General features: G+C 72.6%; 11 protein-coding genes. 7 read left to right on the top strand and 4 right to left on the bottom strand.

Going from position 1 to position 12,136, the window contains the following annotated elements; all coding sequences use genetic code 11:
* Positions 1–68: 68 nt before the first annotated feature.
* From ACFUVW_RS15130 to ACFUVW_RS15105, 6 genes are read left to right on the top strand one after another with little or no spacing between them, the layout of a single operon-like run.
* Positions 69–1,037 carry a carbohydrate ABC transporter permease gene (locus tag ACFUVW_RS15130; RefSeq protein WP_430572149.1) on the top strand — a complete coding sequence of 323 codons (969 nt, stop codon included), beginning with the start codon at positions 69–71 and terminating at the stop codon, positions 1,035–1,037.
* Positions 1,038–1,052: 15 nt separating this feature from the next.
* A complete protein-coding gene (locus ACFUVW_RS15125) occupies positions 1,053–1,970 on the top strand; it encodes a carbohydrate ABC transporter permease (protein ID WP_430572148.1) in 918 nt (305 codons plus the stop codon).
* A 1-nt stretch (position 1,971) separates the two neighbouring features.
* The gene (locus ACFUVW_RS15120; RefSeq protein WP_430572147.1) at positions 1,972–3,345 is read left to right on the top strand and encodes an arabinan endo-1,5-alpha-L-arabinosidase; all 1,374 of its coding nucleotides are present in this window, start codon (positions 1,972–1,974) and stop codon (positions 3,343–3,345) included.
* Complete coding sequence (locus tag ACFUVW_RS15115; protein WP_430572146.1) at positions 3,342–4,043, top strand: DUF624 domain-containing protein; 702 nt, start codon at positions 3,342–3,344, stop codon at positions 4,041–4,043. Before ACFUVW_RS15120 ends, ACFUVW_RS15115 begins: the two co-directional genes overlap by 4 nt.
* Positions 4,044–4,097: 54 nt before the next feature.
* Complete coding sequence (locus ACFUVW_RS15110; RefSeq protein WP_430572145.1) at positions 4,098–4,727, top strand: ArsR/SmtB family transcription factor; 630 nt, start codon at positions 4,098–4,100, stop codon at positions 4,725–4,727.
* Positions 4,724–6,010, top strand: coding sequence for an MFS transporter (locus ACFUVW_RS15105; RefSeq protein WP_430572144.1), 1,287 nt, complete (start codon positions 4,724–4,726; stop codon positions 6,008–6,010). The genes ACFUVW_RS15110 and ACFUVW_RS15105 overlap by 4 nt, the downstream gene beginning before the upstream one ends.
* On the opposite strand, the gene ACFUVW_RS15100 is transcribed toward ACFUVW_RS15105, so the two are convergent.
* The 4 genes from ACFUVW_RS15100 to ACFUVW_RS15085 form a co-directional block, all read right to left on the bottom strand.
* The gene (locus ACFUVW_RS15100; RefSeq protein ID WP_430572143.1) at positions 5,994–7,082 is read right to left on the bottom strand and encodes a LacI family DNA-binding transcriptional regulator; all 1,089 of its coding nucleotides are present in this window, start codon (positions 7,080–7,082) and stop codon (positions 5,994–5,996) included. The two genes, ACFUVW_RS15105 and ACFUVW_RS15100, sit on opposite strands and share 17 nt — an antisense overlap.
* Before the next feature lie 79 nt (positions 7,083–7,161).
* A complete protein-coding gene (locus ACFUVW_RS15095; RefSeq protein WP_430572142.1) occupies positions 7,162–8,049 on the bottom strand; it encodes a carbohydrate ABC transporter permease in 888 nt (295 codons plus the stop codon).
* Complete coding sequence (locus ACFUVW_RS15090; protein WP_430572141.1) at positions 8,049–9,002, bottom strand: carbohydrate ABC transporter permease; 954 nt, start codon at positions 9,000–9,002, stop codon at positions 8,049–8,051. Before ACFUVW_RS15090 ends, ACFUVW_RS15095 begins: the two co-directional genes overlap by 1 nt.
* A gap of 32 nt (positions 9,003–9,034) precedes the next feature.
* Positions 9,035–10,384: an ABC transporter substrate-binding protein gene (locus ACFUVW_RS15085; RefSeq protein WP_430572140.1), complete on the bottom strand. Its 1,350-nt coding sequence runs from the start codon at positions 10,382–10,384 to the stop codon at positions 9,035–9,037.
* A gap of 136 nt (positions 10,385–10,520) precedes the next feature.
* Here ACFUVW_RS15085 and ACFUVW_RS15080 point away from each other — a divergent pair, with 136 nt between their 5' ends.
* Positions 10,521–12,110 (top strand): alpha-N-arabinofuranosidase, encoded by a 1,590-nt coding sequence (locus tag ACFUVW_RS15080; protein ID WP_430572139.1) that lies wholly within the window; start codon positions 10,521–10,523, stop codon positions 12,108–12,110.
* Positions 12,111–12,136: the final 26 nt, after the last annotated feature.

Here is a 12,136-nt window from a genome sequence, read left to right as displayed (position 1 = left end):
GCCGGGCGGCCGCACCGCCCGCCCTTCGCACGTCCCCCCTCGCACGTCCCTGGACGAAGGAGTCTGCGATGACGTCCACCGCCATGCCGGCCACGGCCGGCACCCGCGCCCCGGCGCCGGACCCCGCTCCCGCGCCGCCCCGGCGCGGCGGGACCTCGCGGCTCCACCGCACCGAGAAGAGATGGGCGCTGCTCTTCGTCGCCGCGCCCGTGCTCGGCTACCTGCTCTTCATCCTCTACCCCACCCTCTTCGCGCTGTACGCGTCGCTGACCCGGTGGAACGGGCTGGGGCCGATGCAGTTCATCGGGCTCGACAACTACGTCGCCCTGCTGGGCGACGAGCGGTTCCGCCAGACGCTGTTCAACACGTTCTTCTACATGATCGGCATCCCGATCGGGCTCGCGATCTCGCTCGCGCTCGCCGTGATGATGAACCGCAAGATCTTCGGTCGCGCCGCGTTCCGGGCCATCTACTACGTGCCCGTGATCTCGTCCATCGCCGCGATCGCGATCCTGTGGCAGTGGGCGTACAACGGCGACTTCGGCCTGGTGAACCAGTTCCTGGGGCTCTTCGGCATCGAGGGGCCGAACTGGCTGGCCGACCCGCTCTGGGCGAAGCCCGCGATCATCCTCATGGCGGTGTGGAAGGGGCTCGGGTACTCGATGCTGCTGTACCTGGCCGCGATCCAGTCCGTGCCGCGGTCGCTGTACGAGGCCGCCGAGCTCGACGGCGCCGGCGGCTGGCAGAAGTTCCGCTCCATCACGCTGCCGATGGTGCAGCCGGTGACCTTCTTCCTCATCGTCACGCAGGTCATCGGCGGCGCGATGATCTTCATCGAGATCCAGATCATGACGCCCACCGGCGGGCCGGAGTACTCGACGGCCTCGGTCGTCTACCACATCTGGCTGCAGGCGTTCCGGTACCAGCAGATGGGCTACGCCACCGCGATGTCGGTGGTGCTCGGGCTCCTCATCCTCGTCATCACGCTCATCCAGTTCCGGCTGAACCGGCGCAACGCCGGCTTCGTCGTCGACTGAGGCCAGGGAGACACCATGACCACCACGACGCTCGGCACCACGACCGGCACCACGACCGGCACCACGACCGGCACCCCGACGGGCGCGCGCCTGGGCCGCACGGCACGCTCGCGCCTCACCGACACGATCGTGTGGATCGTCCTCGCGGCCGGCGCGGTCTTCATGATCGCCCCGCTGGTGTGGATGCTCTCCACGTCCCTGAAGACGAAGCTCGAGGTCTTCGCCCTGCCCCCGGTGTGGATCCCGGAGGTGCCCCAGTGGGACACCTACGTCCGCATGTGGACGGACTCCTACGTCCTCGACGGCATCAGGAACAGCCTCGTCGTGTCGCTCAGCGTCACGGTGATCGGGACGTTCACCTGCTCGCTGGCGGCGTTCGCCCTCGCCAAGATGCGGATGCCGTTCAAGAACACGATCTTCATCGGCCTGCTCACCGGCATCATGATCCCGTTCCCGACGATCATGATCCCGCAGTTCGTGATGTTCTCGAGGATCGGCTGGGTGGACACGCTGTCGCCCCTGATCGTCCCGGCGATCTTCGGCAACATCGTGATGATCTTCTTCCTGCGCCAGTACCTGTCGAGCGTGCCGGACTCCCTGGTCGAGGCGGCCAAGATCGACGGTGCGTCGTACTGGCAGATCTTCTGGCGCATGATCATGCCGATCATCCGGCCGGCGGTGGCCGCCCAGTTCATCCTGTGGTTCATGGCGGTGTGGAACGACTACCTGGCGCCGATCCTCTACCTCAACACCCCGGAGCGGCAGACGCTGCAGGTGGTCATCGCCAACATGAACGTCCAGTACGCCACCCAGCGCGACTACCCGCTGATCATGGCCGCGTCCGTCGTCGCCGTGCTGCCCATCCTCGTGGTCTTCCTGGTCTTCCAGCGGCAGATCATCGAGTCCGTCGCGCTCACCGGCACGAAGGGCTGACATGACCACGACCACCACGACAGCCGCCCTCGACACGTCGGCCTGGGGCGGGCGCCACGTGCACGACCCCACCGCGGTGCGCGACGACGACGGCGTCTACTGGCTGTTCTCCACGGACGCCCGCTCCGACGGCCCGGTCCGCGGGGGCGTCCAGGTGCGGCGCTCCACGGACCTCGTGACGTGGGACTTCCACGGGTGGGCCCTGCCCGGCGTGCCCGCGCCCGCGGCCGCCTGGTCGGGCGCCGAGGGCCTGTGGGCGCCCGACGTCGTCCGCGCCCGGACCCCGGCCGGCACGACGTGGCGGATGTACTACTCGGCGTCGACGTTCGGCTCGCGCCGCTCGGCGATCGGGCTCGCGGAGGCCCCGCACCCGGCCGGCCCGTGGACCGACCGCGGCGTCGTCGTGGCGAGCGACCACGCCGACCCGCCCGCGGGGCTCGGCCACCCCAACGCCATCGACGCGAACGTCGTGACCGAGCCGGACGGGACGCAGTGGCTCGTGTACGGGTCGTTCTTCGGCGGGATCCACGTGCTCCCGCTCGACGCCGGCACCGGGTTCGTGGCGGACGGGTTCGCGCCCGCCCCGGGCGAGCTGCACGCCGCGCCCGGACGCCTGCTGGCGCGCCGCGCGCGGGCTGCCGACGGCGCGGTCGAGGGCGCGTTCGTGCTCCCCCGGCCCGGCGGCGGCTGGGCGCTGCTCGTCTCCTACGACTCGCTCGGGGGCAGCTACCACCTCCGGTCCGCCGTCGGCGACGCCGTCTCTGGCCCGTACCGCGACCGGGCGGGCCGCCTCATGACCGACCTCGACGCCGACCCGTGGTCGGTGGGCGTGCCCGTGCTGTCCGGCCACCAGCTTGCCGGCGGGCCGGGGATCCTCGCCCCCGGCCACGCGTCGGTGCTGACCGAGCGGGTGCCCGCCGCGGCCCCCGAGGCGGGCTCGCACGTGCGCCAGCTCCTGGTGCACCACGTGCGCGACGCGGACGCCCCCACCGAGCACCGGCTCCAGCTGCGGCGGCTCGTGTGGACGCACGACGGCTGGCCGCTCGTCGCCCCGCAGCCGTGGGCCGGCACCGCCCGCGAGGAGGACGACGTCTCCCGCTGGCCGGCCGACTCGGCCGTCCTCGGCGGCGCCTGGGAACGGCTCACCCCGGGCACCGACCCGACGCACGTGCAGGACGGCGTCGCCGGCCCGCTCGAGACCCGCACCGCGGTGCGCACCCTGGGAGGTGGGCGCTTCGCCTGGACCGCCCCCGACGGCGCGGCCGTGTCCGCCGTCGTGCACCCCGCGTGGGACGCCGTGCGCGACCGCGCCACGGTGTGCCTCGAGGCGCTGGACGACGCAGGGCGCGTCACCCTCGCGACGAGGCTCCCGTGACGAACCCCGCGCCGGGGCACGTGCCCGACCGCGCCGCCGTGCGCGCTCCCGGGTGCACCGCCGTCGCCGAGGCCGAGGTGCCCGGCTGGGCGGGCGGCGTCATGCTCGCGCTGCGCTGGGTGACGCTGCTCGTGGAGGTCTCCGCCATGGTCGTGCTGGGCACGCTCGCCGGCGGCGTGCTGCTCGGGCTGGGCCCGGCGCTGCGAGCGGGTGGGGTCGTCGCCGCCCGGATGACGGCGGAGCCCACGCCGTGGCGCACGTTCTGGCGCGCCTGGCGCGACGGCTTCGGCCGCACCACCGCGCTCTTCGCCCCCGCCTGGGCGGTCGCCGGGCTGCTGTGGCTCGACGGCGCCGCGCTGGGCCTGCTGGACGGGCCGGTGCGTGCCGTGCTGACCGGCGGGCTGCTCGTCGTCGGGGCGTGGGGCGCCGTGGTCCTCGCGCACTGGCCGGTGGTGGTCGCGCGGTACGCGAGCGGGCCGGTGGCGACGTGGCGGCTCCTGCTGCTGCTCCCCCTGCTCGCCCCGGCGACCTCGCTCGCGGTGCTCGTCGTGGCCGCCGCCCTGCTCGCCGCCGCGTGGGCGCTGCCGCTGGCGGCGGTGCTCGTCGGCCCCGGCTTCTGGCTGTGGGCCACCGGGCGCCTGGCCACCGACCGGCTCGATCGGATCGACGCCGAGGTCTCGGGAGGGCGTCCCGCCTGAGCGAGTTCCACAAGAGCTCTTGTACAACACTCCTTGTGGGTCTACGGTGGCGGGATGACGCAGCCACCCGTCCCCACCGGACCCACCGGACCCACCCCCCAGGACGGCGCACCTGAGCCGCAGGAGGTGCGCACCGTCACCGAGGCGAAGGCGCTCGCCGCCCTCGCCAACCCCTACCGGGCGCGGCTCATGGACGCGCTCAAGGTCGACGGCCCCTCCACCGCGTCCGCGCTCGCGCGCCGCACCGGGCAGGCCGTCGGCAGCGCCAGCCACCACCTCAAGGTGCTGCACGACGCCGGGCTCGTCGCCGAGGCCCCCGAGCTCGCCCGCGACCGTCGCGAGCGCTGGTGGCGGCTCGTCGCGCCGCGGCTGCGCTGGTCGCGCCAGGAGTTCGCCGCGGACGCCGCGGCCGTCACCGCCGCCCAGGCCGCCGAGGCGCTCCACCTCCAGCGCCAGTTCGACCGGGTCCGCGAGTGGCAGGCCAACGCCGAGTCGGCCCCCGGGTGGGACGGGGCCGCCTTCGCGACCGAGACATGGGTGCACCTGTCCCCCGCCGAGCTCGCCGCGCTCGGCGAGGAGATCACGGCCGTCCTCGTGCGGTGGGCGGAGCGCCCGCAGCCCGACGACGGCGTCGAGCGCGAGCCCGTGCTCGTCTTCGGCCGCGGGTTCCCCGCACAGCCATGACCGCCGCCACGCACCGCCCCGTCGCCACCGCCGACGGCCGCGCGGTGCCCCTCGCGCGCAACCGGGGGTTCCGACGGCTCTGGGTCGGCGAGGGCATCAGCGTGCTCGGCAACGCCACCACGTCGGTGCTGCTGCCTCTCGTCGCGGTGCTCGAGCTCGACGCCGGGGCCGCGGTCGTCGGCCTGCTCACCGCGGCGGCGTGGCTGCCCTGGCTCGTGATCGGCCTGCCCGCCGGCGCGTGGGTCGACCGGCTCCCGGCGCGGGCCGTGATGATCGCGGCCGACCTCGTGGCCGCCGTCGCCATCGGCAGCGTCCCCGCCGCGGCCGCCCTCGACGCGCTGACCCTGCCGCACCTGGTCGGCGCCGCGCTCGCCGCGGGGGTCAGCACCGTCTTCTTCCGGACCGCCTACGTCGTGTTCCTGCCCCAGGTCGTGCCCGACCAGCAGCTCGAGGCCGCCAACGCCCGCCTGCTCGGCACCGAGTCGGGGATGCAGGTGGCGGGGCCCGGGATCGGCGGCGCGATGGCCCAGGCGCTCGGCGCCGCCGCCGGGCTGGCCCTGGACGCGGCCAGCTTCGTCGTCTCGGCCCTGTGCCTCTGGCGCGTGCGGCCGGTGCGGCAGCCCGACCGGCCGCCCCAGGCGCCGCTGCGGGTGCGCATCCGCGAGGGCGTGTCGTTCGTCGCCGCCGACCGCTACCTGCGCTGGTTCGTCGTGGTGGGCGGGATCTCGAACTTCGGGCTCACCGGGTACACCGCGCTGCTCGTCCTCTTCCTCGTGGACACCGTGGGCCTGGGCCCCTCGGCGCTGGGCGTGGTCATGACCGTCGGCGCCTGCGGGGGGCTGCTCGGTGCGAGCGTGGCAACCGCGCTCAGCAGGCGCCTCGGCAGCGCGCGCGCCACGGTGCTGCTGATGGTCGCCGGCGGTCCGCCCGCGCTCCTGGTGGGCCTCGGGGGCGGCGGCCCACGGGTCACGTGGACCGTCGCCGGCCTCTTCCTGGTCGGGCTCGCGGTGGTCGCGGGCAACGTGCTGCGCGGGGCCTGGCGGCAGCGCTACGTGCCGCAGCCGCTCATGGGCCGCGTCGTCACGACCAGCCAGTTCGTCAACTTCGGCACGATGCCGCTCGCCGGGCTGGCCGCGGGTGCCCTGGGCGAGGTGCTCGGGGTGCGCGAGACCGTGCTGCTCATGGCGGCGGTGCACTGCGCCGCCTGCCTCAGCGTGCTGCACAGCCCGTTGCGCGGCCTGCGGGACCTGCCCGGGCCGCGGGTCCTCACGCCGTCGCGCTGACCCGCGACGCGATCTCCTCGTTGCCGCCGGGCTGGACGGCCACCACCTTCTCCATCCCCTCCGCGGCGTCGCCGGTGGACTCCCGGCCCACGACCCGCGAGTCCGGGATCACCCGGCGGAACGGGCGCTCGGCGCCGTCCGCGATCCGCTCGACGAGGAGGTCCACCGCCGTGCGGGCGATCTGCTCGCGCCCCGGGTCCACGGAGCTGAGGGTCGGCACGGAGTAGCGCACGTCGTCGACGTCGTCGAAGCCGATGAGCGCGACGTCGCCCGGCACCTCGATCCGGCGGGCGTGCAGCGCGTGCAGCGCGCCGAGGGCCATCGCGTCGTTGAGGGCGAAGACGGCGTCGATCTCCACGCCCGAGTCGAGCAGCCGGCCCATCGACTCCGAGCCGGTCGAGCGGTGCCACAGCCCGGCCTCGCTGACCAGCGCCGGGTCGTACGGGAGCCCGGCGGCCTCCAGCCCCTGCCGGTAGCCCTCGGTGCGCAGCGCAGCGGAGCCGACCAGCTCGCCCTCGTGCGCGCCGACGACGGCGATCCGCTTCCGGCCCAGCGACGCGAGGTGCAGCGTGGCGGCGCGGGCCGCGGCCACGTTGTTCATCGTCACGTGGTCGGCGGGGGCGTCGAAGACGCGCTCGCCCAGCACCACGAGCGGGAAGTCGACCGCGAACAGCCCGACGTCGTCCTGCCCGAGCGCGAGCGGCGAGAAGATCACGCCGTCCGTGAGGTGGCGCCGCCGGCCGTCGAGCAGCTCGATCTCGCGGTCGCGGACCGCCCCCGTCTGCTCGATGAGCACGGTGAGGCCCTGCTCCTCGGCGGAGCGGATCACGGAGTCCGCGAGCTCCGCGAAGTACGGCAGCCGCAGCTCCGGCACGGCGAGCGTGATCATGTCGGTGCGCTGCGTGCGCAGGTTGCGGGCCGTGGTGTTGAGCCGGTAGCCGAGGTGCTCGATCGCCTCCTCGACGCGCTTGCGCGTCTCGGGCCGGATGTGCGGGTACCCGTTGACGACGTTCGACACCGTCTTGATCGACACGTCCGCCCGCTGGGCCACGTCGTGCATGGTCACGCGCATGCCGCTCACCTCTCCGTTCGCCTCCCACAGCGTAGGGCACCGGCCGCACGCCGCGGCCGCCCGGATGGCGCGACGGCGGTCACTTGATCGACCCGAGGGACAGGCCGCCCTGCCAGTACTTCTGCAGGGCGAGGAACGCCACGATCAGCGGCAGGATCGACACGAGCGCGCCGGTGGTGATGAGGTTCCACACCTGCTCGCCGCCCGCGCCCGCGTTCGACAGCGCCTGCCACTGGTTGATGCCCACGGTGACGGGGAGCAGCTGCGGGTCACGCAGCACCGCCAGCGGGAGGAAGAAGTTGTTCCACGTCGCGACGGTCGTGAGCAGCAGGACCGTGACGAACGCCGGCCGCAGCAGCGGCAGCGCGACGCGGAAGAACAGGCGCAGCTCGCCCGCTCCGTCGACCCGGCCGGCGTCGAGCATCTCGTCCGGGATGGCGTCGACGGCGTACACCCGCACGAGGTAGACGCCGATCGGGCTGAGCAGCGACGGCAGGATCACGGCCCACATCGTGTTGATCATGCCGAGCTGGCTGAGCAGCACGAACGTCGGGATGGTCAGCGCCGTCAGCGGCACCATGACCGAGCCCAGCAGCATGGAGAAGTACAGGTTGCGGCCGCGGAACCGGTACTTGGCCAGGGCGTACCCCGCCAGCACGGCGAGCACCGTGGACCCCACGCCGCCGACGATCGCGTACACGAACGAGTTGCGCATCCACGTCCAGTAGATGCCGCCCTGGTACGTGAAGAGCTCCTTGACGTTGTCCCAGAGCGCGAACTCGTCGTTGAACCACAGGGCGCCGCCGGAGCCCACGAACAGGCCGCTGTTCGACTTGGTGGACCCGACCACCAGCCACCACAGCGGCACGACGAAGTAGAGCACCGCGAGGAGCAGGAACAGGTGGGAGCCGATCCGGCGCTGTCGCGGCCGGCGCGAGATGGTCTTCTGCGTCGTCACGGTCGTCATCACTTCAGTCCGCTCTGCTTGCGGGTGGCGTACAGGAACACGTACGACCCGATGAACACGAGGATCCCCAGCGCGAACGCGATCGTGGAGGCGTAGTTGAACTGGCTGTAGGAGAACGCCATCGAGTACGCGTACATGTTCGGGGTGTAGGTGGTGGGGATCGCGCCCTGCGCGACCGACCGCAGCACCGTCGGCTCGGTGAAGAACTGCAGGGTGCCGATGAGCGCGAACACCACGATCATCACCATCGACGACGCGATCATCGGGATCTTGATCCGGAACGCGATCGCCCAGTTCCCGGCGCCGTCGAGCCTGGCCGCCTCGTACACCGACGGGTCGATGGCCCGCAGCGCGGCGTAGACGATGATCATGTAGTAGCCCACCCACTGCCAGGTCACGATGTTGACCAGCGAGCCGAACACGAGGTCGCGGCTGAGGAACTCGGGGGCGTCCAGGCCGAAGATCCCGAAGATGTCGTTCGCGGGGCCGAACCGCGGGCTGTACAGGAAGCCCCACATGAGGGCGCCGATGACGGCGGGGATCGCGTACGGCACGAAGACCAGCAGCCGCGACGCCTTCGACAGGCGGGTGGCCAGGGTGTCGAGCACGAGCGCGATCGCCACGGCGAGGCCGATCTGGATCGGCACCATGACGAGCACGAACCTGCCCACCCGCGCCATGCCGGACAGGAAGTCCGCGTCGGTGAACACGCGCACGTAGTTGGCGACGCCGGTGAAGACGCTCTCGCCCCCGGTGGCGATGCCCTTGGTGTGCAGGCTGAGCCAGAACGCGTACGCGAGCGGCACCAGCAGGAACAGCACGAACACGATCGTGAACGGCGCGAGGAAGAGCCAGCCCCACCACTGCCGCTTGGTGTCCAGCAGGCTCTGCCCGCCGCGCCGGCTCGCGGCCCGGGCGGGCGCGGCGGCCGGCGTCGTCGTCGTCGAGGCCATCGAGGTGCTTCCTCCGGTCGATTCGGTGCGTGTCATCGGACCGTGAACCCCTGCTGCTCGGCGTAGCGCACCAGGCTGTCCTGGATGGTCGCCAGCGCGTCGGCGGCGGTCGAGTCGCCCTCGACCATGTCGTACAGGGCCATGGTCTGGCGGTCGTACGCGTACACCTGGAAGGGGCTGAACGTGAAGCCCGGGTACTGCGCGGCGGCGTCGAGGAAGACGTCGCGGTTGACCTGCTGGCCGCCGAAGAACGGGTAGCGGCGGTCGGTGAACCACGGCGCGTCGAGCGCGAGGTTCCACAGCGGGAACAGGCCGGCGTCCTCGACGCCGATCTTCCACGTCTCCTCGTCGTCGAACAGCTCCATCGCGACCGTCGCGGCCGCCTCGGGGTCCGACGCCTGGGAGGTGACCGCGAGCGCCGAGCCGCCCTGGTTGACCTGCACCGGGTTCGCCGGGTCCCACTGGGGCAGCGGCGCGGCCTTCCACTCGGCGCCGGAGTCGGCGTCCGACAGGCCCTCGAGGTAGCCCGGGCCCCACGCGGCGGCGATGTAGACGGCGTAGGTGCCGTCCACCAGGGACGTGTTGTAGTCGCTGGTGAACGCGTCGTCGCTGGACACGAGGCCGCGGTCGATGAGGTCCTCCCAGTAGGAGAGCACCTTGCGGGACTCGGGGGTGTCGACGTCGATGCCGATCTGGTCGCGCTGCGCCGGGTTGTAGGCGAACGGGGCCCAGCCGGCCTGCGCGAACAGCGCATAGTTGAACGCGCCGCCGTTCGTGGCGTAGTTGGTGATGTAGCCGTCGTAGCCGGCGTCGCGCAGGTCCTGCGCGGCCTGGGCGAACTCGTCCCAGGTGGTCGGCGGCTCAACGCCGTACTTCGCGAAGATGTCGGCCCGGTACAGCATGCCCACGGGGCCGCCGTCGACCGGCACGGCGAACACCGAGTCGCCGGAGGAGACGTCGGACCACGCGCCGGCCGGGAACTGGTCCTCGAGGTCGCCCGCGCCGTAGGGCGCGAGGTCGGCGAGGCCGTCGAGGATCGTGTACGTGGGCAGGATCTCGGACTCGAGCTGGATGACGTCGGGCGCCCCGGTGCCCGCCTCGAGGGCGGTGGAGAACTTGCCGTACTCGTCGGCGCCCTGGCCCGCGTTGGTCCAGCAGATCTGGATGTCGTCGTGCTGGGCGTTGAACGTGTCGACGATCTGCTCGACGGCGGGGTACCAGGCCCAGAGCGTGACGCGGGTGGCGTCGGGCTTGGGAATCTCGTTGGTGCAGCTCGTGTTGTTCGCCGAGCCGGCGTCGTCGCCGGGCGCGCACGCCGCGAGCGACAGGCCGGCCAGACCGGCGGCCGTCGCCGCCACGGCGCGTCGCAAGCCTCTGCGCATGCCGATTCCTCCTCGAGTCGTCCGGACCCAGATCCTCCTGGGCCGATTGGTGTCGCGCGCGGCGACCGTGGTTGACTCTACATCGTTGTACACGGTGGCTTCACCATCGCCCACTTCGACGAGGAACGTGAGACCCATGACGGCTCCCCAGACCGATGCCCACCCCGACACCGCAACGCCCGGCGAGGCGCCCGACGCCGCCGGCGCCCGCGTCACCCTGCACCCCGACTTCCGCCGCGGCGCCGTCGACCGGCGCCTGTTCGGCTCGTTCGTCGAGCACCTCGGCCGCGCCGTGTACACCGGCATCTTCGAGCCCGGGCACCCCGAGGCGGACGAGCACGGCTTCCGTCGCGACGTGGCCGACCTGGTCCACGAGCTGGGCGTCCCGATGGTGCGCTACCCGGGCGGCAACTTCGTCTCCAACTACGTGTGGGAGGACGCCGTCGGCCCGGTCGAGCAGCGCAAGCCGTTCCTCGACCTCGCGTGGCGCACCGTCGAGCCGAACCTCGTCGGCACGGACGAGTTCCTGCAGTGGGCCGAGCGCGAGGGCGTCGAGCCGATGATGGCGGTCAACCTCGGCACCCGCGGCGTCGCGGCCGCCGCCGCCCTGGTCGAGTACTGCAACGGCGAGGCCGGCACCCGCTGGGCCGACCTGCGCATCGCGAACGGCCGCGAGAAGCCCTACGGCGTGAAGCTCTGGTGCCTCGGCAACGAGATGGACGGCCCGTGGCAGATCGGCCACAAGGACGCCCACGAGTACGGCAAGCTCGCCGCCGAGGCGGGCAAGGCCATGAAGCTCGTCGACCCCTCGATCTCGCTGATCGTCTGCGGCTCGTCGTCGATGCAGATGCCGACCTTCGGCGAGTGGGAGCGCACAGTCCTGTCGTACACGTACGACCTGGTGGACCACATCTCCATGCACGCCTACTACGAGGAGGTCGGCGGCGACCGCGCGTCGTTCCTCGCGTCCGGCACGGCGATGGACCGCTTCATCGACCGCGTCGTCGCCTCCGCGGACGCGGTCGGCGCCGAGCGCCGCAGCGACAAGAAGATCACCATCAGCTTCGACGAGTGGAACGTCTGGTACCTCGAGACCCGCTTCCCGGGCGAGGAGAACCTGCCGATCCAGCGCGACGCCCCGCGGATCATCGAGGACGTCTACTCCGGGCTCGACGCCGTGGTGGTCGGCGACCTCCTGGTCACGCTCCTCAACCACGCCGACCGCGTGCCGGTGGCCTGCCTCGCGCAGCTCGTCAACGTCATCGCGCCGATCATGACCGCCCCGGGCGGCGAGGCGTGGCGCCAGCCGACGTTCCACCCGTTCGCGACGACGTCGCGCCTCGCGCGCGGCACCGCGCTGGACGTGCGCGTGGACGCGCCGTCGTACGACACCGCGCGGCACGGCGCGGCGCCGGTGGTCACGGCCGCCGCGACGGTGGACGACGACGGCTCGCTCGGCCTGTTCCTCACCAACCGCTCCGACCGGGTGGTCGAGGTGGAGCTGGCCCACGTCGGCGCCGCGCTCGACCTCACCGAGGGCTGGCAGATGGTCGCGGACCACGAGCCCGCCGTCGAGGGTCCGGAGCACGCGGCGAAGGTCGCCGAGGCCTGCTGGTCCGTCGTCGACGTCGCGTCCGCCACGACGGCGGGCGACGGCGGCACCACGCGCGTGCGCCTGGCGCCCGAGTCGTGGACGGCGTTCGGGGGGACGTTCGCGCGCGCCTGACCCCCCCTGCGGGCCCGGACGACGGG

This window comes from Isoptericola sp. NPDC057391 (assembly GCF_042668085.1).
Classification (GTDB): domain Bacteria; phylum Actinomycetota; class Actinomycetes; order Actinomycetales; family Cellulomonadaceae; genus Isoptericola.
The sequence above is the reverse complement of the archived record's forward strand: the minus strand, read 5'-3'. Positions and strand labels throughout refer to the sequence as shown.

Excerpts from the sequence above, each read along its gene's own strand:
- ACFUVW_RS15130 (WP_430572149.1), top strand. The coding sequence starts at position 69 with ATGACGTCCACCGCCATGCCGGCCACGGCCGGCACCCGCGCCCCGGCG.
- ACFUVW_RS15125 (WP_430572148.1), top strand. The coding sequence starts at position 1,053 with ATGACCACCACGACGCTCGGCACCACGACCGGCACCACGACCGGCACC.
- ACFUVW_RS15120 (WP_430572147.1), top strand. The coding sequence starts at position 1,972 with ATGACCACGACCACCACGACAGCCGCCCTCGACACGTCGGCCTGGGGC.
- ACFUVW_RS15110 (WP_430572145.1), top strand. The coding sequence starts at position 4,098 with ATGACGCAGCCACCCGTCCCCACCGGACCCACCGGACCCACCCCCCAG.
- ACFUVW_RS15105 (WP_430572144.1), top strand. The coding sequence starts at position 4,724 with ATGACCGCCGCCACGCACCGCCCCGTCGCCACCGCCGACGGCCGCGCG.
- ACFUVW_RS15100 (WP_430572143.1), bottom strand. The coding sequence starts at position 7,082 with ATGCGCGTGACCATGCACGACGTGGCCCAGCGGGCGGACGTGTCGATC.
- ACFUVW_RS15095 (WP_430572142.1), bottom strand. The coding sequence starts at position 8,049 with ATGACGACCGTGACGACGCAGAAGACCATCTCGCGCCGGCCGCGACAG.
- ACFUVW_RS15090 (WP_430572141.1), bottom strand. The coding sequence starts at position 9,002 with ATGGCCTCGACGACGACGACGCCGGCCGCCGCGCCCGCCCGGGCCGCG.
- ACFUVW_RS15085 (WP_430572140.1), bottom strand. The coding sequence starts at position 10,384 with ATGCGCAGAGGCTTGCGACGCGCCGTGGCGGCGACGGCCGCCGGTCTG.
- ACFUVW_RS15080 (WP_430572139.1), top strand. The coding sequence starts at position 10,521 with ATGACGGCTCCCCAGACCGATGCCCACCCCGACACCGCAACGCCCGGC.